General features: G+C 71.1%; 18 protein-coding genes. 12 read left to right on the forward strand and 6 right to left on the reverse strand.

Going from position 1 to position 19,138, the window contains the following annotated elements:
* Positions 1 to 216: 216 nt before the first annotated feature.
* The 7 genes from ABT294_RS31385 to ABT294_RS31415 are packed head-to-tail and all read left to right on the forward strand — an operon-like array spanning position 217 to position 6,478.
* A complete protein-coding gene (locus ABT294_RS31385; protein WP_350809906.1) occupies positions 217 to 792 on the forward strand; it encodes a helix-turn-helix domain-containing protein in 576 nt (191 codons plus the stop codon).
* Positions 793 to 825: 33 nt separating this feature from the next.
* On the forward strand, positions 826 to 1,944 hold the full coding sequence (locus ABT294_RS31390) for an ABC transporter substrate-binding protein (protein WP_350809907.1): 1,119 nt from the start codon (positions 826 to 828) through the stop codon (positions 1,942 to 1,944).
* Positions 1,945 to 1,950: 6 nt separating this feature from the next.
* A complete protein-coding gene (locus tag ABT294_RS31395) occupies positions 1,951 to 2,823 on the forward strand; it encodes an ABC transporter permease (protein ID WP_350809908.1) in 873 nt (290 codons plus the stop codon).
* Positions 2,820 to 3,611 carry an ABC transporter permease gene (locus ABT294_RS31400; RefSeq protein ID WP_350809909.1) on the forward strand — a complete coding sequence of 264 codons (792 nt, stop codon included), beginning with the start codon at positions 2,820 to 2,822 and terminating at the stop codon, positions 3,609 to 3,611. Before ABT294_RS31395 ends, ABT294_RS31400 begins: the two co-directional genes overlap by 4 nt.
* Positions 3,601 to 4,683 (forward strand): ABC transporter ATP-binding protein, encoded by a 1,083-nt coding sequence (locus ABT294_RS31405; RefSeq protein WP_350809910.1) that lies wholly within the window; start codon positions 3,601 to 3,603, stop codon positions 4,681 to 4,683. The genes ABT294_RS31400 and ABT294_RS31405 overlap by 11 nt, the downstream gene beginning before the upstream one ends.
* Positions 4,680 to 6,098 (forward strand): NAD(P)/FAD-dependent oxidoreductase, encoded by a 1,419-nt coding sequence (locus ABT294_RS31410; RefSeq protein WP_350809911.1) that lies wholly within the window; start codon positions 4,680 to 4,682, stop codon positions 6,096 to 6,098. Before ABT294_RS31405 ends, ABT294_RS31410 begins: the two co-directional genes overlap by 4 nt.
* A gap of 29 nt (positions 6,099 to 6,127) precedes the next feature.
* On the forward strand, positions 6,128 to 6,478 hold the full coding sequence (locus tag ABT294_RS31415) for a cupin domain-containing protein (RefSeq protein WP_350809912.1): 351 nt from the start codon (positions 6,128 to 6,130) through the stop codon (positions 6,476 to 6,478).
* Positions 6,479 to 6,655: 177 nt separating this feature from the next.
* Here the strand turns inward: ABT294_RS31415 and ligD are convergent, their stop codons facing one another.
* The 3 genes from ligD to ABT294_RS31430 form a co-directional block, all read right to left on the reverse strand.
* Positions 6,656 to 7,840, reverse strand: coding sequence for a non-homologous end-joining DNA ligase (gene ligD, locus ABT294_RS31420; RefSeq protein WP_350809913.1), 1,185 nt, complete (start codon positions 7,838 to 7,840; stop codon positions 6,656 to 6,658).
* Positions 7,841 to 8,025: 185 nt separating this feature from the next.
* Positions 8,026 to 8,766: a crotonase/enoyl-CoA hydratase family protein gene (locus tag ABT294_RS31425; RefSeq protein WP_350809914.1), complete on the reverse strand. Its 741-nt coding sequence runs from the start codon at positions 8,764 to 8,766 to the stop codon at positions 8,026 to 8,028.
* Positions 8,767 to 8,833: 67 nt separating this feature from the next.
* Positions 8,834 to 10,492 carry an acyl-CoA dehydrogenase family protein gene (locus ABT294_RS31430; protein WP_350809915.1) on the reverse strand — a complete coding sequence of 553 codons (1,659 nt, stop codon included), beginning with the start codon at positions 10,490 to 10,492 and terminating at the stop codon, positions 8,834 to 8,836.
* Positions 10,493 to 10,523: 31 nt separating this feature from the next.
* On the opposite strand from ABT294_RS31430, the gene ABT294_RS31435 reads away from it, so the two are divergent.
* Positions 10,524 to 11,240: a PaaX family transcriptional regulator C-terminal domain-containing protein gene (locus ABT294_RS31435; RefSeq protein WP_350809916.1), complete on the forward strand. Its 717-nt coding sequence runs from the start codon at positions 10,524 to 10,526 to the stop codon at positions 11,238 to 11,240.
* Positions 11,241 to 11,242: 2 nt separating this feature from the next.
* Here the strand turns inward: ABT294_RS31435 and ABT294_RS31440 are convergent, their stop codons facing one another.
* The 3 genes from ABT294_RS31440 to ABT294_RS31450 form a co-directional block, all read right to left on the reverse strand.
* Positions 11,243 to 12,262: a hypothetical protein gene (locus ABT294_RS31440; protein ID WP_350809917.1), complete on the reverse strand. Its 1,020-nt coding sequence runs from the start codon at positions 12,260 to 12,262 to the stop codon at positions 11,243 to 11,245.
* A 76-nt stretch (positions 12,263 to 12,338) separates the two neighbouring features.
* The gene (locus ABT294_RS31445) at positions 12,339 to 13,748 is read right to left on the reverse strand and encodes a glutamate--cysteine ligase family protein (protein WP_350809918.1); all 1,410 of its coding nucleotides are present in this window, start codon (positions 13,746 to 13,748) and stop codon (positions 12,339 to 12,341) included.
* 35 nt (positions 13,749 to 13,783) lie between these two features.
* Positions 13,784 to 14,491, reverse strand: a complete 708-nt coding sequence (locus ABT294_RS31450) for an SDR family oxidoreductase (RefSeq protein ID WP_350809919.1) — start codon at positions 14,489 to 14,491, stop codon at positions 13,784 to 13,786.
* Positions 14,492 to 14,593: 102 nt separating this feature from the next.
* Here ABT294_RS31450 and ABT294_RS31455 point away from each other — a divergent pair, with 102 nt between their 5' ends.
* The 4 genes from ABT294_RS31455 to ABT294_RS31470 all read left to right on the forward strand — a co-directional run bounded on the left by ABT294_RS31455 (position 14,594) and on the right by ABT294_RS31470 (position 19,015).
* Positions 14,594 to 15,424: a helix-turn-helix transcriptional regulator gene (locus tag ABT294_RS31455; RefSeq protein WP_350809920.1), complete on the forward strand. Its 831-nt coding sequence runs from the start codon at positions 14,594 to 14,596 to the stop codon at positions 15,422 to 15,424.
* A 1-nt stretch (position 15,425) separates the two neighbouring features.
* A complete protein-coding gene (locus ABT294_RS31460; protein ID WP_350809921.1) occupies positions 15,426 to 16,463 on the forward strand; it encodes a zinc-dependent alcohol dehydrogenase family protein in 1,038 nt (345 codons plus the stop codon).
* A 60-nt stretch (positions 16,464 to 16,523) separates the two neighbouring features.
* Positions 16,524 to 17,495 carry an aldo/keto reductase gene (locus ABT294_RS31465; protein WP_350809922.1) on the forward strand — a complete coding sequence of 324 codons (972 nt, stop codon included), beginning with the start codon at positions 16,524 to 16,526 and terminating at the stop codon, positions 17,493 to 17,495.
* Between the two features lie 125 nt (positions 17,496 to 17,620).
* Positions 17,621 to 19,015: an alkaline phosphatase PhoX gene (locus ABT294_RS31470; protein WP_350809923.1), complete on the forward strand. Its 1,395-nt coding sequence runs from the start codon at positions 17,621 to 17,623 to the stop codon at positions 19,013 to 19,015.
* Positions 19,016 to 19,138: the final 123 nt, after the last annotated feature.

Below are 19,138 nucleotides of genomic sequence, written 5' to 3' on the forward strand. Positions count from 1 at the left end.
CCGTCCGCGCTGCTCTCGGCGTGGAGCCGAACGACGGGATCCGCGAGGCGATGGACGCCTTCCTCGCCTCCCGTTCCTGGTGAACGCTGAGGTCGGACCTCACCGTTGGTTACCCATTCGTTATGTAATGCCCCCTTGCTGGGGTTTCTTATGCATATATACGGTCCCTTCATTGCCACTTAACAACATGTTCAGTGCAGCCAACCGAGAGGTTCGATGACCGAGTCGGAGACCGCCCGTTTGGGTGCGCGCATCAGGGCCTACCGGAACATGCGTCACATGACCGTGCGCGGTCTGGCGGGCGAGTCCAAGGCGAGCGCGAGCTTCATCAGCCAGTTGGAGCGCGGGCAGACCAGCGCGAGCATCGGGATGCTCCGGCGGATCGCCGGCGCTCTCGGTATCACGGTGGCCGACCTGTTCAACGAGGACGACGAGGTGGGACACCGGGTCGTACGCCGCTCGGAACGTCCCGAGCTGCATACGGCGCCAGGTACCCGCAAGTACCTGATCTCCCAGCGCCCGCTCCAGAACCTGGAGATGTACGCGGGAGAGTTCGACCCCGGCGCTTCCACAGGGGACGAGCCGTACACCCACGGCGACTCCCAAGAGATCTTCCTCGTGCTCCGCGGCGAGGCCACGCTCTGGCTCGGCCCCGCCGAGTCGGCGACCCCGCGGGTGCTCTCGCCCGGCGACAGCGTGGAATACCGCACCTCGATCCCCCACCGTGTCGTCAACGACGGCGACGAGACCACCGAGGTGCTGTGGGTGGTCAGCCCACCCACCCCAACCTGAAAACACTCGATCCCGCTACCAGAGGGGGTAACCATGCTGAAGCACCCCAAGCGACTGGCCGGTATGGCCGGTCTCGCCGCATCCCTGCTTCTCTCCGCCGCCTGCGGCGCCGGCGCCGGCGCGCCCGCCGACATCGACCTCGGTTCCGGCCCCGCCAAGTCCGGCACCATCAAGAAGGACGCCCTGAGCGGCCTCAACATGACCTTCGTCTCCTACGGCGGCGCCTACCAGGAGGGCCAGCAGAAGGCGGCGGTCGACCCGTTCGCCCAGGAGTCGGGCGCGAAGATCCTCCAGGACGGCCCCACCGACTACGCCAAGATCAAGGCCCAGGTCGACTCGTCCAACGTCACCTGGGACGTCATCGACACCGACTCCATCTGGGCCGAGGCGCAGTGCGGCAAGCTGCTCCAGCCGCTCGACTACTCCATCATCGACAAGTCGAAGGTGCCCGAGGGGCTCGCCACCCAGTGCAGCGTCCCCGCCATGCAGTACGGGATGGTGCTCGTCTACAACAAGAACAAGTTCGGCGCGAACCCGCCCACGGGCTGGAAGGACTTCTTCGACACGGCGAAGTTCCCTGGCAAGCGCGGCATCTCCGGCACCCCGGGCGACTCGGCGCCGGGCCCGTTCGAGGCCGCGCTGATCGCCGACGGCGTCGCCCCCGACAAGCTCTACCCGCTGGACGTCGACAGGGCGACCAAGAAGCTCCAGTCCATCCGTCCGAACCTGGTCTTCTGGAAGACCGGCGCGGAGTCGCAGCAGCTCCTGGAGTCGGGTGAGGTGGACATGGCGATGATGTGGAGCGGCCGTGCGTACGCGGCCGTGAAGAACGGCGCCCCGTACGACGTGACGTTCGACCAGTGGATGCCGATCATGGACTCGCTGACCGTGCCGAAGAACGCCAAGAACCCCAAGGCGTCCATGGCGCTGATCAACTACTACCTCGGCGCGCAGCAGCAGGCCAAGCTCACCGAGCTGACCTCGTACTCGCCGATCAACACCGACGCCAAGCCCAACCTGGACGCGAAGGCGCAGACGTTTTTGACGACCAGGCCCGAGGCCGCGCAGAAAGCCCTCAAGATCGACTCGAAGTGGTGGGCGGAGCACCAGAGCGAGATGATCGAGAAGTGGTCTGCCTGGCTCGGGGGCTGATCCGCGATGGCCTCGACGCTGCAAGCGGTCTCCCTGCCCGCGACCACGGGCAGGGAGACCGGTGACCGGCGCCCGGCACTGCTCCTGCTGCCTGCGCTGGTCGTGCTCGCCGTCTTCTTCCTCTACCCGCTGATCTCCATGGTGCTCAGCGCGTTCACCGACCCCGCCCCCGGACTGGGCAACTTCACCTGGTTCTTCGGCGAGCCGCAGAACCTGAAGGTGCTCGGCCGGACGTTCACGACCGGGCTGTGGGTGACGGTGGTCGCGCTGGTCGTCTCCTACCCGTACGCGTACGCGATGACGATCGCCGGGCCGCGCGCCAGGGCCGTGCTGACGCTGCTGGTGCTCCTGCCGTTCTGGACCAGCCTGATGGTGCGCACGTTCGCCTGGGTGATCCTGCTGCAGGACACCGGCGTGGTCAACGGCGCCCTGCAGGCGATCGGGCTGGGCCCGTTCAATCTGATCCGCACCCAGACGGGCGTCGTCATCGGGATGGTGCAGCTGCTGATGCCGTTCATGGTGCTGCCGCTCTACGCGGTGATGAGCGGGATCGACCGGCGGCTGCTCACGGCGGCGGGCAGCCTGGGCGCCCATCCGGTCAAGGCGTTCGCCAAGGTGTACGTGCCGCTGTCGCTGCCCGGCGTCTCGGCGGGCTGTCTGACCGTCTTCATCAGCGCGCTCGGCTTCTACGTCACGCCCGCGCTGCTGGGCTCCCCCACCGACGCGCTCATCTCGCAGCAGATCTTCACGCAGGTGAACGGCCTGCTCAAGTGGGGACGCGGCGGCGCGATGGGCGTGGTGCTGCTCGGGCTGACGCTGGCCATGATCGCGCTGCTGGCGCTCACGTTGCGCCGCACCGGGAAGAAGGTGACGGGATGACCGCCCGTCTCGGACGCGGCCTGCTGTGGGCGTTCTGCGCGCTGGTCGGTCTGTGGCTGGTCGCCCCGGCGCTGGTCGTGGTGCCGCTCAGCCTCACCTCGAAGGCGTCGCTGAAGTTCCCGCCCGACGGCTACTCGACCCGCTGGTACGAGCACTTCTTCAGCGACCCGGCCTGGACGTCGGCGCTGTGGACGTCGATCGAGGTGGCGCTGCTCGTCACGGTCGTGGCCACGGTGCTCGGCACCGCCGCCGCGCTCGGCCTGACCAGGGCGCGGATGCGCGGGCTCGCGCTGGCACAGGGGTGGATGCTGGCACCGATGATCGTGCCCGGCGTGGTCCTGGCCGTCGGCACCTACGCGGTGTTCCTGAAGCTGCAACTCGTCGGGACGCTGGCCGGGTTCGTCATGGCGCACACCGTGCTGGCGCTGCCGTTCGTGATGATCCCGGTGACCGCGTCGCTGCGCGGGTTCGACCGGCGGCTGGAGAGCGCGGCGGCCAGCCTGGGCGCCGGGCGCTGGACCACCTTCCGCAGCGTGACGCTGCCGCTGGTCGCGCCGGGCGTCGCCTCGGGCGCCCTGTTCGCGTTCGTCACCAGCTTCGACGAGGTGGTCGTCTCGCTGTTCATCCAGAGCCCCTACCTGCAGACCCTGCCGGTCAAGATGTACGCGAGCGTCACCCGCGAGACCGACCCGACCATCGCCGCCGCGGCCACGATGATCATCGTGCTGACCACCTCCCTCGTCCTCGCCGCCACCTTCTTCGTCGCCAGGAGGTCCCGTGCCAAGTAGCATCGAGCTCACTCGGCTCACCAAGCGCTACGGCGGCTTCGTCGCCGTAGACGACGTCTCGCTCACCATCGAGCCGGGCGAGTTCATGACCCTGCTCGGCCCCAGCGGCTCGGGCAAGACGACCACGCTCAACATCATCGCCGGGTTCGTCAGGCAGACCAGCGGCGAGCTGACCCTCGACGGGAACCCGCTCGGCTCCACCCCTGCCCACAAGCGCGACATGGGCATGGTCTTCCAGCACTACGCCCTGTTCCCGCACATGACGGTCGCCGAGAACATCGCGTTCCCGCTGAAACAGCGCAAGGTGCCCAAGTCGCAGCGGGCCGAGCTGGTCGAGGCCGCGCTGGCCACCGTCCACCTGGGCGAGTACGGCCACCGCTACCCGCGCGAGCTGTCCGGTGGACAGCAGCAGCGCGTCGCGGTGGCCCGCGCGATCGTCTACAACCCGCGCGTGCTGCTGATGGACGAGCCGCTCGGCGCCCTGGACAAGAAGCTGCGCGACTGGCTCCAGCTGGAGATCAAGCGCATCCACGGCGAGCTCGGCACCACGTTCGTCTACGTCACGCACGACCAGGACGAGGCGCTGGTGCTGTCGGACCGCATCGCCGTGTTCAACAACGGCCGCATCGAGCAGGTGGGCCCCGCCGACGAGCTGTACGAGCGGCCCGCCACCCTGTTCGTCGCGCGCTTCCTCGGCGAGTCGACGATCCTGCGCGGCGACGTCTCGGCCGGTGGCCTCGGCGTCTGCGCCCGGCTGGTGAAGGCCCCCGGCTCCCTTGACGGCGGGCCGGGCGCGCTGGTCGTCCGTCCGGAGCGGCTGACCGTGCGGCAGGCCGAGCACGAGGCGCAGGACGGCTGGAACGCGCTGCCCGCCACCGTCACGGGCGAGATCTACCTGGGCTCCAGCAGGAAACTGGAGCTGAAGTTGCCGGACGGGTCGCCCGCACTGGTGCGCGAGCAGGCGGGTAGCCTCAGCGACGCCCGGCGCGGCGACGAGGTCACGCTGACCTGGCGCGTGACCGATTCCGTCCTTCTCCCTGATGAGCCCGATGTGGAGGCTGTACTCACGTGAAAGGCATCCCGCTGACCGGAGACTTCGCCAACGGCGGCGTCTCGTTCTGGTACCGGCAGATCGGCGTCCCTGACCGCCGTGCGGGGCTGCCCGGCTCCCGCGAGTACGACGTCGCCATCGTCGGCGGCGGCTACACCGGGCTGTGGACCGCGTACTACCTGAAGAAGGCCCAGCCCGATCTGCGGATCGCGATCCTGGAGAAGGAGTTCGCCGGGTTCGGCGCGTCCGGGCGCAACGGCGGGTGGCTGTCGGCCGAGTTCGCCGGCTCGCGCAAGCGGCACGCCAAGGCCCGCGGCCGGCAGGCGATGATCGACCTCCAGCACGCCATGTTCAAGTCGGTGGACGAGGTCATCGGCGTGGCCCGTGAGGAGGGCATCGACGCCGACATCCACAAGGGCGGGCTGGTCCACGTCGCCACCAACCCGGCCCAGCGCCGCCGCCTGCGCGCGGGGCTGGAGGACCTGCGCACCTGGGGCTACGGCGACGACGACGTCAGGCTGATGGACCGCGACGAGCAGCGCGAACGCGTGCAGGTCGCGGGCACCCTGGAGGCCACGTACTCGCCGCACTGCGCCCGCATCCAGCCCGCCAAGCTGGCCGTCGGGCTCGCCTCGGCCGTCGCCGCGCTCGGCGTGGACATCTTCGAGAACACCACCGTGACCGAGATCCGCCCCCGGCGGGGCGGCGGCAGCGCGTCCGCCGTCACCACGCGCGGCGTCGTGTCGGCCGAGTACGTCATCCGCGCCACCGAGGGCTTCACCGCCAGCCTCGCCGGGCAGCACCGGCAGTGGCTGCCGATGAACAGCTCGATGATCGTGACCGAGCCGCTGCCCGCCGAGGTGTGGAAGCACATCGGCTGGTCCGGCAACGAGCTGATCGGCGACGAGGCGCACGCCTACATCTACGCCCAGCGCACCGCCGACGACCGCATCGCGATCGGCGGACGCGGCGTGCCCTACAGGTACGGCTCGCGCACCGACGACCGGGGCGCCACCCAGCCGCAGACCGTGGCGCTGCTCTGGCGGATGCTGGTCAAGCTCTTCCCCGCCGCGGCCGACTCCCGCGTCCAGCACTCGTGGTGCGGCGTGCTCGGCGTGCCGCGCGACTGGTGCTCGACCGTCCACCTCGACCACGCGACCGGCCTCGGCTGGGCCGGCGGGTACGTGGGCAGCGGCGTCACCACCACCAACCTCGCCGGACGCACGCTGCGCGACCTGGTGCTGCGGCGCGACACCGAGCTGACGGCGCTGCCGTGGGTGGGCCGCCAGGTGCGCCAGTGGGAGCCCGAGCCGCTGCGATGGACCGGGGTGCAGCTCATCTACGCCCTGTTCAGGGCCGCCGACCGGCACGAGAACGACCGCGGCACCACCACCTCGCCCTACGCCCGGCTCGCCAACCTCATCTCCGGCCGCTGACCAGACAAACGTGTAGAAAGGGACGACTGTTGACCTCGCTGGCACACCTGGCCTCCGCCCCCGACGTCCGGCTCCCCGCCGCTCAGCCCAAGCCCACCAGCCTCACCGGGCAGTCGGAGGCCGCCCTTGAGGTGTGGTCGGACGGGCGGACGGAGACCGGGATCTGGGAGTGCGAGCCCGGCTCGTTCACCGCTGTCAGGGACGGCTTCCACGAGATCTGCCAGATCCTCGCCGGCCGCGCCACGCTCACGGGCGAGGACGGCCAGGTGGTGGAGCTCGCGCCGGGCTCCACGGTGGTCCTCCCGGACGGCTGGAGCGGCACCTGGGACGTCCACGAGACGATCCGCAAGACGTACGTGACGATCAGAACCGCGCACTGACACCCGCGGCCGCGCTTCCCCGGACGGGTCTCCTGACCGGCGTCCCGTCCGGGAGCGGGGCCCACCCCTCCAGGAACCGTCCTGCCTCGCGCCCGGGACCGCCAGCACCGTCCTGGGCGCGGGGCGGGACACCCGGGCCTGCGGGGGCGCGGCACCGCCGGGACCGGGCTCGTGCGGTCAGGGGCGCCAGGGGTCGTAGTCGACCTCCAGCGGCTCCTGCGCCGGGCGCCTGTCCTCCGGGACGTGCTGCAGGTTCACCCTGATCCGGTACCAGACGCTGCTCCTGCCCCGCATCCCGTCGACCAGGATGTCGGCCGCTTCGAGCAGCTCTGCGACCTCCGGGTGGCGGGACCTCCACCGGTCGAGGCCCGCCATCGCCTCGTCCTTGTGCTCGGCCCGGGCGATCTCGATCAGCGGCATGGTCTGCTGCCTGCGCCCGCTGCCCTTGGGCGGCTTGGGCGCCGGGCCCAGGGTCTCGGCCAGCGCCAGCAGGGCGTCGAGGGAGCCCGCGTGCAGATCCATGTCGGCCCAGGGGTCGCCGATCTCGGCCAGCCGCTTGGGGACGGTGTCGACGGTGTACGACTCGGGCCGGCAGCCGGGCACCTCGTCCCAGGTCAGGGGGGTGGACACGCGGGCGTCCTGGACGGCTCTGACCGAGTAGGCGGAGGCCACGGTGCGGTCGTAGGCGTTCTGGTTGAAGTCGACGAACACGCCGTGCCGTTCCTCCTTCCACCACCGGCTCGTGGCCAGGTCGGGCGCCCGGCGCTCGACCTCCCTGGCCACCGTCTCGGCGGCCTTGCGCACCTGCGCGAACGTCCATCGCGGCTCGATCCGGGCGTACACGTGGAACCCTCGCGACCCGGACGTCTTCGGCCAGGCGGCCAGCCCGTGGTCGGCGAGCACCTCGCGCGCCACCTGCGCCGTGGCCAGCACGTCGGACCACTCGACGCCGGGCACGGGGTCGAGGTCGATGCGCAGTTCGTCGGGGTGGCTGAGATCGGCGACGCGCACCGGGTGCGGGTTCAGGTCGACGCACCCCAGATTGATCACCCACGCGAGCTGGGCCAGGTCGTTGACCACGGCCTCCTCGGCGCTGAGGCCCGACCGGTAGCGCAGCTCGGCCACCTCGATCCAGTCGGGGCGCTTGGCGGGCGCCCGCTTCTGGAAGAACGCCTCCTGCTCGATGCCGTGGACGAACCGCTTGAGGATCATCGGCCGCCCGGCGACCCCCCGCAGCGCGGCGTCGCCGACGGCCTGGTAGTAGCGGATCAGGTCGAGCTTGGTGTGACCGCTCCGAGGAAAGATCACCTTGTCGGGGTTGGTGATGCGCACCTGGCGCCCCGCGACCTCGATGTCAGGCATACGGACCAACATACGTGCCGCCCCCGACAATCCCGCCGACCAGCCCGAACGGCCTCCGGCACGCTCACCGGGACCGGCAGGAGGCGCTGAACCGCCGCGCGCGGGCTCAGCAAGGGCCGCTGAACCGCCGCGCGCGAGCTGAGCAAGGGCCGCTGAACCGCCGCTGAACCGCCTCGCGCGCGGGCTCAGAACGCGCCGTGGCGGCCCTCGCCGGCGGTGAAGCGGGCGGCGCCGGCCGCCGCTTCCGGCAGCGCGAGGAGGCCGTGCCGCAGTTCGTTGCGGAGCGCGTCGGGCTCGGCCATGCCGTACTGCTCCAGCGCCGACAGCCGGTCGCCGCGCAGGCAGGTCTGCGGGAAGGCGGCGAGGTCGCGCGCCAGCGCCTGCGCCGCCGCCCGCGACTCCCCCCTCGGCACGACCCGGTTGGCCAGCCCCATCTCCAGGGCCTCGGCCGCGCCGACCGGCCTGCCGGTGAGGATCAGGTCCATCGCCCGGGAGAGCCCGATGAGCCGCGGCAGCCGTACGGTGCCGCCGTCGACGAGCGGGACGCCCCAGCGGCGGCAGAACACGCCGAACACCGCGTCCTCCTCCGCCACCCGCAGGTCGCACCAGAGGGCCAGCTCCAGGCCGCCCGCGACCGCGTGCCCGGCGACGGCGGCGATGACCGGCTTGGTCAGGCGCATCCTGGTGGGGCCCATCGGCCCGTCGCCTTCCTCGCCGACGCGGTTGTCGAGCGCCTTGAGGTCGGCTCCGGCGCAGAACGTGCCGCCCTCCCCCCACAGCACGGCCACGGCGGCGTCGGACGCCTCGAAGTCGCGGAAGGCGTCGGCCAGCGCGTCGGCGGTCTCGCGGTCGACGGCGTTGCGCGCTTCCGGCCTGCTGAGGACGACGGTGGTGACCGCCCCGTCGCTCTCGACACGAACGCTCATCGCCGCCTCCGCGATCCGCGCCGGGCACGTACGTGCATCGCCGCCTCCGTGGCCCGTGGGCGGGAGGTCACGCCAGCGCTCCTGACAGCAGCACGTCGAAGTCGTCGGCGGCGGAGACGGGCGCGTCGATGCCCCGCAGCGGCCCCCGGTCGGCCAGGTGCGCCTCGGCGTAGAGGCGGGCGACGAGCGCCTTGCGGCCGTCGTCGAGCCCCCACGTGGCCTGCTCCTCCAGCAGCGCGGCCGCGTAGACGTCCGCCATGAACTGGGCGAGCGGGTACAGCCTGGACTCCGCCGTGTCGCGGGGCAGCGCCTGCCAGGCTTCGAGCGCCTTGACCAGGTCGTCGATCCGCGCGTGGACGAGGTCCGAGGTCGCGGCGCTCCTGAGCCGGTCGAGGAACGGCAGGTGGGCCTGCTCCTTGACCATGGCGCGCCGCACGTCCAGGCAGAGGATGTTGTCGCCGCCCTCCCAGATCGGGTTGACCTGCGCGTCGCGCAGCAGCCGGGCGACGGGCCACTGCTCGATGTAGCCGTTGCCGCCGTGCACCTCGATCGCGTCGCTGGCGGCGGTGACGCCGAGCCTGGACGCGCGCAGCTTGACCAGGGCGGGCGCGAGGCGCAGCCGGGGCCCGACGAGGCCGTCGAAGACCAGCGCCTGGGCGGCCTCGACCTCGACGATCAGCTCGGCGAGCTTGCGGCGCATCAGCGGCTGCTCGATGAGCGGCCTGCCGAACGCCTCGCGGGCGCGGGCGTAGCAGAGCGACTCCACGAGCGCCCGCCGGGCCACGCCGACGCCCATCATGGCGACGCCGAGCCTGGACGCGTTGGTCAGCTTCATCATGGTGCCGAGGCCGGTGCCGGAGCCGCCGCCCGCCAGCAGGAACGCCTCCGCGTCGGTGAACTCGACCTCGGCCGAGGCCACCGAGCGGGTGCCGAGCTTGTCCTTGAGCCTCCTGATGCGCACCCCGTTGCGGGTGCCGTCGCGTCGCTCCCACAGGACGAGGAACGGGGCGACGGCGTCGTCGGGAAGCCGGGCCAGCACGACGAAGGCGGAGCCGTTGGCGTTGGAGGCGAACCACTTGAAGCCGGACAGCCGCCACGACTCCCCCTCGGGGACGGCCGTCGCCTCCAGGGCGGCCAGGTCGGAGCCGCCCGTCCTCTCGGTGAACATCTGAGCGGCTTCGCCGGAGTAGAAGCCGTTGGCGAAGATCTGCCGGACCCGTTCCTTGACGTCCTCGGGCGCGTGCTTCTCGGCCAGGGAGACCACCATGTCGCCGCCTGTGCCGAGCGCGCAGCCCATCCCGACGTCGGCCTGGTCGAGCAGGTACGTCCAGGCTGCTGCGAGAGCGGCGGGGTCGGCGCCGTTCGCGCGGGCCTCGGCGGCGAACTCGGGCGCGGTGAAGTTGTTCTCCATCAGCGCCTGCCTGGCCGCGTGGAAGGACGGCGGCATGACGACCTCGCTGACGTCCCTGCCCCACTTGTCGTACTTCTCCAGCCGCGGCGGGTTACGGTCGGTCTCCTCCGCGCTCGCGGCGACCAGCCCGCCCATCAGCGCGCCCAGCTTCTCCAGATGCGGCTCGGCCCAGGCGTAGCCGTCGCCGAGATGGCGCCGCATGAGCAGGCGCAGCGTGGGATCGCAGCTCCACCAGTTGCGCCCGGCCGCGCCCCGGTAGCGCTCGGTCGCGTAGCGGTCACTGCCGTCGAACGGTTCGATGAGATAGCGCCCCATACTCCGGAGTGTTACATATAATCAACACGCGATGGAAGAGCGTAACACCCTGAGTGCGAGATCGGCCGTGCTGAGCGCACTGCTCGGCAGCCATCCCCCGAGCCTGCCCGCCCGCCACCTGGTGCGCATCGGCGCGCTGTTCGGCATCGCCGAGGGCACCGTGCGGGTGGCGCTGTCGCGCATGGTGGCCGCGGGCGACCTGACGCAGGCCAGGGGCCGCTACACGCTCTCCGAACGGCTCGTCGAGCGCCAGGCCAGGCAGGACGAGAGCCGCGACCCGCACACCAGGGAATGGGACGGCACCTGGGAGATCGCCGTGGTCACCGCCGAGCGCCGCGCCCCCGCGGACCGGGCCGCGTTCCGGCACACGATGACCACGCTGCGCCTGGCCGAGCTGCGCGAGGGCACCTGGATGCGTCCGGCCAACCTGCTGCGCGCCTGGCCGCGGTCCGTCACCGCACAGTGCACGCTGATCGACGGCCGCCCGCACGGCGACCCCACCCCCCTGCTGTGGGATCTCGACGGCTGGGCGGCCGAGGCGCGCGGCCTGGAACGGGCCCTCGACCGGGCCGACGGGCTGGCCGAGGGGTTCCTGGTGTCGGCGGCGGTGCTGCGCCACCTGCTGGCCGACCCGCTGCTGCCCGAGGAACTGCTGCCGGAGGGCTGGCCTGGCGGCGAGCTACGCGCCCGCTACGACGCCTTCGACCGCCGCTACCGCGAACTGCTGCAGATTCATCTCAGGGACTGAGCTCACAGGGCGACGCCGAAGACCATGCGCTTGTTCCTGAACTCGGTGACGCTCCAGAGCTTGCCGCCCTGCACGGTCAGGTCCTCCGGCCCGATCGGGTAGGGGCGGGTGGTCAGCTTGCCGTCGGCGTAGACATGCAGCTTGCCGTTGGTGGTGCCGTCGGCGGCCTGGCTCAGGTACCACGCGCCGCCGTGCGAGAGCGCGCCCTGGATCTTCTTCTGGCCCATCACGAAGGCGTCCCTGGGCACGCCGTCGCTCAGCTCCAGGTCCCAGCGGGCGACGCGGCCGTTGGGGCTGTCCTCCAGGTACTCGCCGGAGATCAGGGTGTGCGGGCTGGTGCTGCGGTCGACCGACAGGAACGAGAAGTGGGCGCCACGCTGGGCGACGCGCCAGGAGTCGGTCTGCGGGATGACGTACCGGTAGCCGAACGCGTGGAACTTGCCGTCGTGGCGGCCGAGCAGGTCGGGGTCGCCCAGGTCGCTCTGGGCGGTGCGCAGGTCGAGCACGTGGTTCAGGTCGAAGACGCGCAGCCCCGCGGTGGTGTCGGCGACGAGGAGCAGGTCGCCGTGGCAGGCGATGCCGCCCGCGTGGATGTCGATCGCCGCGTACGAGCCGTCCGGCTTGGCCTCGACGAGCAGCGCGTGCTGGTACTTCAGCGTCTTCGGGCTCAGGAAGGTCACCCTGATGCCGCGCTCGGTCCTCGGCGGGCCCGGCTTGAAGTACCAGCTCACGAGGAACGCCGGCACGCCCACGGAGCCGGAGTCCTCGGCGCAGGTGAGGCCCTGCGGGTACCAGTCGGACGTGTCCTGGTCCTTGGCGTCGAAGGCGTACCAGTCCGCCGGTTTGGGGTTCATCGAGCCCATCGCCCCTGACGCCGCCTTGTGCGTCCCGAGCCTGTTGGCCTGGGCGAGCACCGCCTCGACTCCGGTGCTGCCGATCTCCCCCGCCAGCTTCGCCGCGCCCTCGGCCAGCGTGCCCGTCTCCCGTCGCAAGGTGAAGGGTGCCTTGTCAGTGGGAGCCATCCCCGTCGGAGCCATACTTTCCTCGCTTCGCCGTCGTTTGATCTAGTTTGACGAGGAAAGCGCGAACAAAGTTGGCCTACTGCCACATGTGGACGGGCTGATCGGAAAGCGCCAGCTCGCGGTACCTGCGCACGAGCCGCTGCCTGTCGCCGTCGAAGCAGACCAGCGCCTCCCGCTGCCAGACGGCGCCGGTGCGGCGCAGCCGCGCCCGCTGCCTGATGATGTCGAGCATGGGGTCCGCGTCCGACGCCGTCACCCCGTGGGCGAGCAGCGCCTCCCTGGCCTCCGGCAGCAGCTCGAGCACCAGTTCCGCGGCGTCGAAGTCGCCGTGCCTCCCCGGCCACGACAGCCTGGCGCCCGGCCCGTACCTGGCGGCCCGGTAGAAGTTCTGGTACGCCTCGCCGAACCGGTAACCGGTGAGGTCCCGCTCGGCCTGCGAGAGCGTGAGCCCGAGCAGGAACGCCGCGTTGGCCGCCATGTCCACGGCCGAGGGGCCCGCCGGGAGGGCGCGCATCTCGATCCGCAGATGGCCGCCCTCGACGGGGTCGTAGACGGCCCTGTTCCAGTGCCAGACCGTGCCCTGGTGCAGCCGCAGCTCCGGGACGTCCTGCCGGGCGGCGCCGTCCGACAGGTCGGGGAGCACCGGGTCGTAGTCGCGCACGCACTGCTCGAACAGCTCGTACGCGCCCTCGCGCACCCAGTCGGAGCCGAAGGTGACCCGGCCGTCCCTGCGGAAGCGGCGCTCCACGTCCCGGTCGTCGGCGGCCTCCTCCATCAGCGCGATCCTGGTCTCCTCCCACAGGTGCCTGCCGAGGAACATCGGCGAGTTGCCGCACACCGACAGCACCGGGCCGATGGCGAGCTGGGCCGCGTTGTAGAGGCGCGCGAAGCGATCGGGCGGGGTGCGCATGTGCACCTGCCAGGAGGTGTTGGCGCTCTCCAGGATCACGTCCTCGACCGACAGCTCCAGGTCGTCGATCGCGACGATGAACGGTTCCAGCCGCAGGCGCCTGAAGCCCCTGCTCAGGGCCCGGTACCGGTTCTCGTCGGTGATGGCCTCCTCGGTGAAGTCCTCGGTGTCGAGCGTGGGCAGGATGCCGATGGGCACCGCGCCCCCGCCCTTGAACGACTTCTCGACCCCGCCGTCCACCTCGGCGACCGCCTCCTGGACCTCCCTCTTCAGCTCCTCGAACGGCGTGCCCGCCAGCGGCAGCGGCGTCAGGTTGACTTCCAGGTTGTAGCGGCCCAGCTCGGGCACCACGCGGGGGTCGCCGAGCCTGTCGCGCACCTCGGTGTTGCGCGGCAGCGGGCGACCCCTCTCGTCGATCAGGAACAGCTCCAGCTCGGCTCCGATCGTCGTCGGCCCCTCGCCGAAACCGGGCCTGTCGAGCAGCTCGCGCAGGACCACGAGCTGCTCGTTAAGGCGTTCACCGAAGCGCGCGTACTCGGCCTCGGAGAACCGCTCCTTGTCCAGATCTCGTCCCATCACTCCCTTCTGTCCTATCGAATCGGAATAACACCTCACCAGCTCACGGGACCGTCGTCCTGGAGATAGGCCCCGGTCGGGCCGTCGGCGTCGAGGGTGGCGAGCCGCACCGCGATCTGGGCGCCCTGCTCGGCGGTGCGGAAACCGGTGTGCGCGTTGAGGTCGGTGGCGCAGTAGCCGGGGTTGGCGGCGTTCACCTTGATCGGGGTGTCCATGAGCTCCTTGGCGTAGGCCACCGTGACCATGTTGAGCGCCGACTTGGACGAGTTGTAGGCCAGGTAGTTGTGCGGCCAGAACGGGCTCTCCGGGTCGGCGGCCATGCTCAGCGAGCCCAGCTCGCTCGACATGTTCACGATCCTGCCCGCCGGTGACCTGCGCAGCAGCGGCAGCATCGCGTTGGTCACCGTGACCACGCCGAACACGTTGGTCTCGTAGACCTCCCGCACCTTGTCACCCGAGGTCGCGCTGGGCCTCGGGTCCAGCTGCCCGCCCGTGATCCCCGCGTTGTTCACCAGGATGTCGAGCGTGCCGTACTCCTCCTCCAGCCACTTGGCGGCGGCGTGGACGCTCTCCGCGTCCGTCACGTCGAGCCGCACGAACGGCTGGCCGAGCTTGGCGGCGGCGGCCCGGCCGCGTTCCTCGTCCCGCGCGCCGACGACGGCGGTGATGCCCCGCTCGCCGAGCAGCCGCGCGATCTCGAAGCCGATTCCCTTGTTGGCGCCTGTGATGAGAGCTGTCGTCATGGGTCCAACGCTGGCCGGAGCCGCACCGGAGCGGGAGAGACCTCCCGAAGCTGGGATCAGCGATACCACCCACGCCACCGCGACATGCCGGAAGATGTACCTATGAACCGCGTTGAACTGGCGGAATTCCTCCGCAGCAGGCGCTCCCGCGTCACGCCCAGGGAGGTGGGCCTGCCCGAAGGCGACCGCCGTCGCACGCCGGGGCTGCGCCGGCAGGAGGTCGCCCAGCTCGCCCGCATGTCGATCGACTACTACATCCGGCTGGAGCAGGGCAGAGGCCCGCACCCGTCGCGGCAGGTGCTCAACGCGCTGGCCAGGGCGCTCATGCTCAGCCAGGACGAACGCACCCACCTGTTCCACCTCGCCGGCCAGCCGGTGGAGACGAGCAGGCGCACCAGCGACGTGCCCGACAGCATGCTGCACCTGATCGCGTTCCTGGAGGAGGTGCCGGCCTACGTGCTCGACGCCAAGTACGACCTCCTCGCCTGGAACCCGCTGGCCAGCGCGCTCATGGGCGACCTCGACGCCCAGCCGCCCGACGACCGCAACGTCATCCGCTGGGTGTTCCGCTCCCCCGACATCGCCGAGCACCTCAGCGACGAGGAGAAGGGCCGCTTCGCCCGCGCCTCGGTCGCGGACCTGCGCGCGGCCGCCGGCCGCTACCCGGACGACCGGGAGATCCAGGCGCTGGTCGCCGAGATGCTGGCGCTCAGCCCCGAGTTCGCCGAGCTGTGGGCCAGGCACGAGGTCGAGGTCCGCAGGGAGCAGCGCAAGCGCATCTCCCACCCGTTGATCGGCACGATCGAGGCGATCTGCCAGGTGCTGCCCGTGCCCGACCGCGACGACCTGCGGCTCGTCCTCTACACGGCGGAGCCGGGCTCCCCCTCCCACCAGGCCTTGCGCGAGCTGCGGCAGTTCACCCTAAGCTCATGAGATGCGAGCCGTAGCCTTTGACATCTTCGGTGGAGAGCTCGACCTACGCGAGCTGCCCGACCCGACTCCGGCGCCGCACGGCGCGGTGATCAGGGTCGAGGCCACCGGTCTGTGCCGTAGCGACTGGCACGGCTGGCAGGGCCATGACCCCGACATCCGCGTGCTGCCCCACGTCCCCGGGCACGAGCTGGCGGGCGTGGTCGAGGCGGTCGGCTCGGAGGTGCGCGGCTGGCTGCCGGGCGCCCGGGTGACCGTCCCGTTCGTCTGCGCGTGCGGGTCCTGCCCGGCGTGCGCCGCCGGCCAGCAGCAGGTGTGCGAGCGGCAGACCCAGCCCGGCTTCACCCACTGGGGGTCGTTCGCCGAGCTCGTGGCCGTCGACCACGCCGACGTCAACCTGATCGCCATCCCCGAGGACATGGCCTACGTCACCGCCGCCGGGCTCGGCTGCCGCTTCGCCACCGCCTTCCGCGCCGTGGCGCAGGTCGGCGAGGTGCGGCCGGGCGAGTGGGTGGCCGTGCACGGCTGCGGCGGGGTCGGGCTGTCGGCTGTGATGATCGCCACGGCCGCCGGAGCGCGCGTGGTGGCCGTCGACATCAGCTCCGACGCGCTGCGCCTGGCCGAGCAGGCGGGCGCCACGCACTTCGTCAACGGCTCGGCGGGCGACGCGGCGGCCCAGGTCAGGGAGCTGACCAGGGGTGGCGCACACGTCTCCATCGACGCGCTGGGCAGCCCCCGGACGTGCGCCGCGTCCATCGAGAGCCTGCGCCGCCAGGGGCGGCACGTGCAGGTGGGGCTGCTGCCCGGCGAGTCGACGGCGGTGCCGATGAGCCGGGTGATCGGCCAGGAGCTGCGGCTGCTCGGCAGCCACGGCATGGCCGCGCACGCCTACCCGCCGATGCTGGAGATGATCAGGGCCGGCATCCTCCACCCCGACCAGCTCGTCACCAGGACGATCGGGCTGGCCGACGCGGGCAAGGCGCTGGCCTCCATCGGCTCGGTTCCGGGCGTGACGGTGATCACTCCTCGCCTGCCGCTCTGAGCACGGTCTCGCGGACGTTCGACGCTGATTCGTGACAGATCGGGCCATAGTGTGGGCCGCATGGATTACACACGTCTTGGTGACACCGGTCTGAAGGTCTCCCGCATCTGCCTCGGCATGATGAGCTTCGGCGACCCGTCCAAGATGGAATGGACCCTTCCTGAGGACCAGGCGGAGCCGGTCATCCGGCGCGCGGCCGACGCCGGCGTGACCTTCTTCGACACGGCCGACGTCTACAGCGCCGGCGCCAGCGAGGTCGTGACGGGCAACGTGCTACGCCGGATCTTCCCCCGGCGCGAGGACTACGTGCTGGCGACCAAGGTGTTCTTCCCGACGGGCAGGGGCGTCAACGACCGGGGGCTGTCGCGCAAGCACATCCACGCCTCGATCGACGCCTCCCTTGACCGGCTCGGCACCGACTACGTGGACCTCTACCAGATCCATCGCTGGGACGACGAGACGCCCATCGAGGAGACCATGGAGGCTCTGCACGAGGTGGTCAGATCGGGCAAGGCCCGCTACATCGGCGCGTCCACCATGTGGGCGTGGCAGTTCTCCAAGGCCCAGCACGTGGCCGAGGCGAACGGCTGGACCAGGTTCGTCTCGATGCAGAACCACTACAACCTCCTCTACCGCGAGGAGGAGCGTGAGATGCTGCCGCTCTGCGCCGACCAGGGCGTGGGCGTGATCCCGTGGAGCCCGCTGGCGCGCGGCATCCTGGCCCGGGCGGGCTCGTCCGTCACCACGACCACCAGGACGGGCTCCGACGGCCGCATCGGCCTCCTCTACGACCCCGACAACGACCGGATCATCGTGGACCGGCTGGCCGAGGTGGCCCGGGAGCGCGAGCTGCCCGCGGCCCAGATCGCCCTGGCCTGGCTGCTGCACCAGCCGACGGTGACCGCCCCCATCGTCGGCGCCTCCAAGGACCGCCACGTCGACGACGCGGTCGCCGCGGTGAGCGTCACCCTGTCGGACAAGGAACTGTCGTACCTGGCCGAGCCGTATCGGGCGCGCGAGGTCCGCTTCTGACGGCCGCCGGAGGGCTGGGGAATTCGCCGCAGGTTCACCCGGCGGTCAGAGGCAGACGTCCGGGGCGTTTCCCGGGCACACTTGGGTCGGCTGATGTCAGCGTTCTGAACTGGAGGCGATGCCCCATGTCAGTGTCCCGTCGTGGTTTCCTCAGCGCTGCCGGAGGTCTCGGCATCGCACTCGCAGGCAGTGTCGAAGCGATCGCCGGGCCGGGAGTCGCCCGGGCCGCCACCCGCGCGGCAGCCGGGTACGGGCCGCTCGTCGCGGACCCGGCCGGGCTGCTCGCCCTGCCCTCCGGATTCTCGTACAAGGTCGTCGCACAGGCGGGCAAGACGCTGCTGGAGAGCGGCGAGCCGACGCCCAGCGACGCCGACGGCACCGCCTGCTTCACCAGCCGTTCCGGCGCGACGCTGGTCAACAACCACGAGATCGGCGGCGGCGAGCCGTTCCGGGTGCCCGCCCTGCCCGGGCTGACCTACGACCCCGGCGCGGGCGGCGGCACGACCAACATCGAGGTCGACGCGCGCGGCAACCGGATCAAGGAGTACGTGAGCCTGGCGGGCACGCACAACAACTGCGCGGGCGGCCGGACCCCCTGGAACACCTGGCTGACCTGCGAGGAGACCGAGCAGCGGGCGGGCGGCCGCTACCAGAAGGACCACGGGTACGTCTTCGAGGTCGACGCCTTCGACCAGCAGGCCAACCAGAACCCGGTGCCGCTGAAGTTCCTGGGCCGCTACTCGCACGAGGCGGTGGCGGTCGACCCCGGCACCACAACGATCTACCTGACCGAGGACGCCGGCGGCCCCCTAGGGCTGTACTTCCGCTGGACCCCGCCGAAGGGTTTCACCGGCGGCAAGGGCGCGCTGCGCGAGCTCGCCACGTCCGTGGGCGGCGACACGGCGGGGCAGCTGCAGGCGATGAGCTGCTTCCACGGCAGCCAGCACATCGCCGACCTGTCCGAGGCGACCAAGCCCGGCACCAGGTACAAGGTGCGCTGGGTGGACGTCCCCGACCGCGACGCCCGCACCGTCTCCGTGCGCTCGCAGTTCACCGACGACCAGGTGACCCGCTCGCGCAAGCTGGAGGGCGCCTACTGGGGCGACGGCGGCGCCTACTTCGTCGCCAGCTACGCCCGCTCCAGCGACGGCAGCGTCAACGAGCACGACGGCCAGGTGTGGTTCTACGACCCGCGCACCGAGTCGATCACGCTCACGACCATCTTCGGCGTCAACCCCGACCCCTCCAAGGACACCGACTACGACGGCCCCGACAACATCACGGTCTCGCCCTACGGCGGGGTCATCCTGGCCGAGGACGGCGAAGGCCTCAGCCACCTGGTGGGCGTCACCAAGCAGGGCAGCCCGTACCCGCTGGCGCGCAACGAGCTCAACGAGAGCGAGTTCACCGGGCCCACCTTCAACGCCGACGGCTCGATCCTGTTCGCCAACATCCAGACGCCGGGTTACGTGTTCGCGATCAGCGGCCCCTGGCGCCGTCCCCGCAACAGCGCGGACTGACGCTCCGCCCTTCGGCGCCCGCGGGCACGCTGCGCGCGGGCGCGCCCGCCTTGCCCGAGTCTCACCCGCTCACGTCGTGCGCGGCACACCCACCGCAGACTGTCAGAGGAGAACTCTAAGGTG

The organism is Nonomuraea sp. NPDC000554, from assembly GCF_040300065.1.
Taxonomy (GTDB): domain Bacteria; phylum Actinomycetota; class Actinomycetes; order Streptosporangiales; family Streptosporangiaceae; genus Nonomuraea.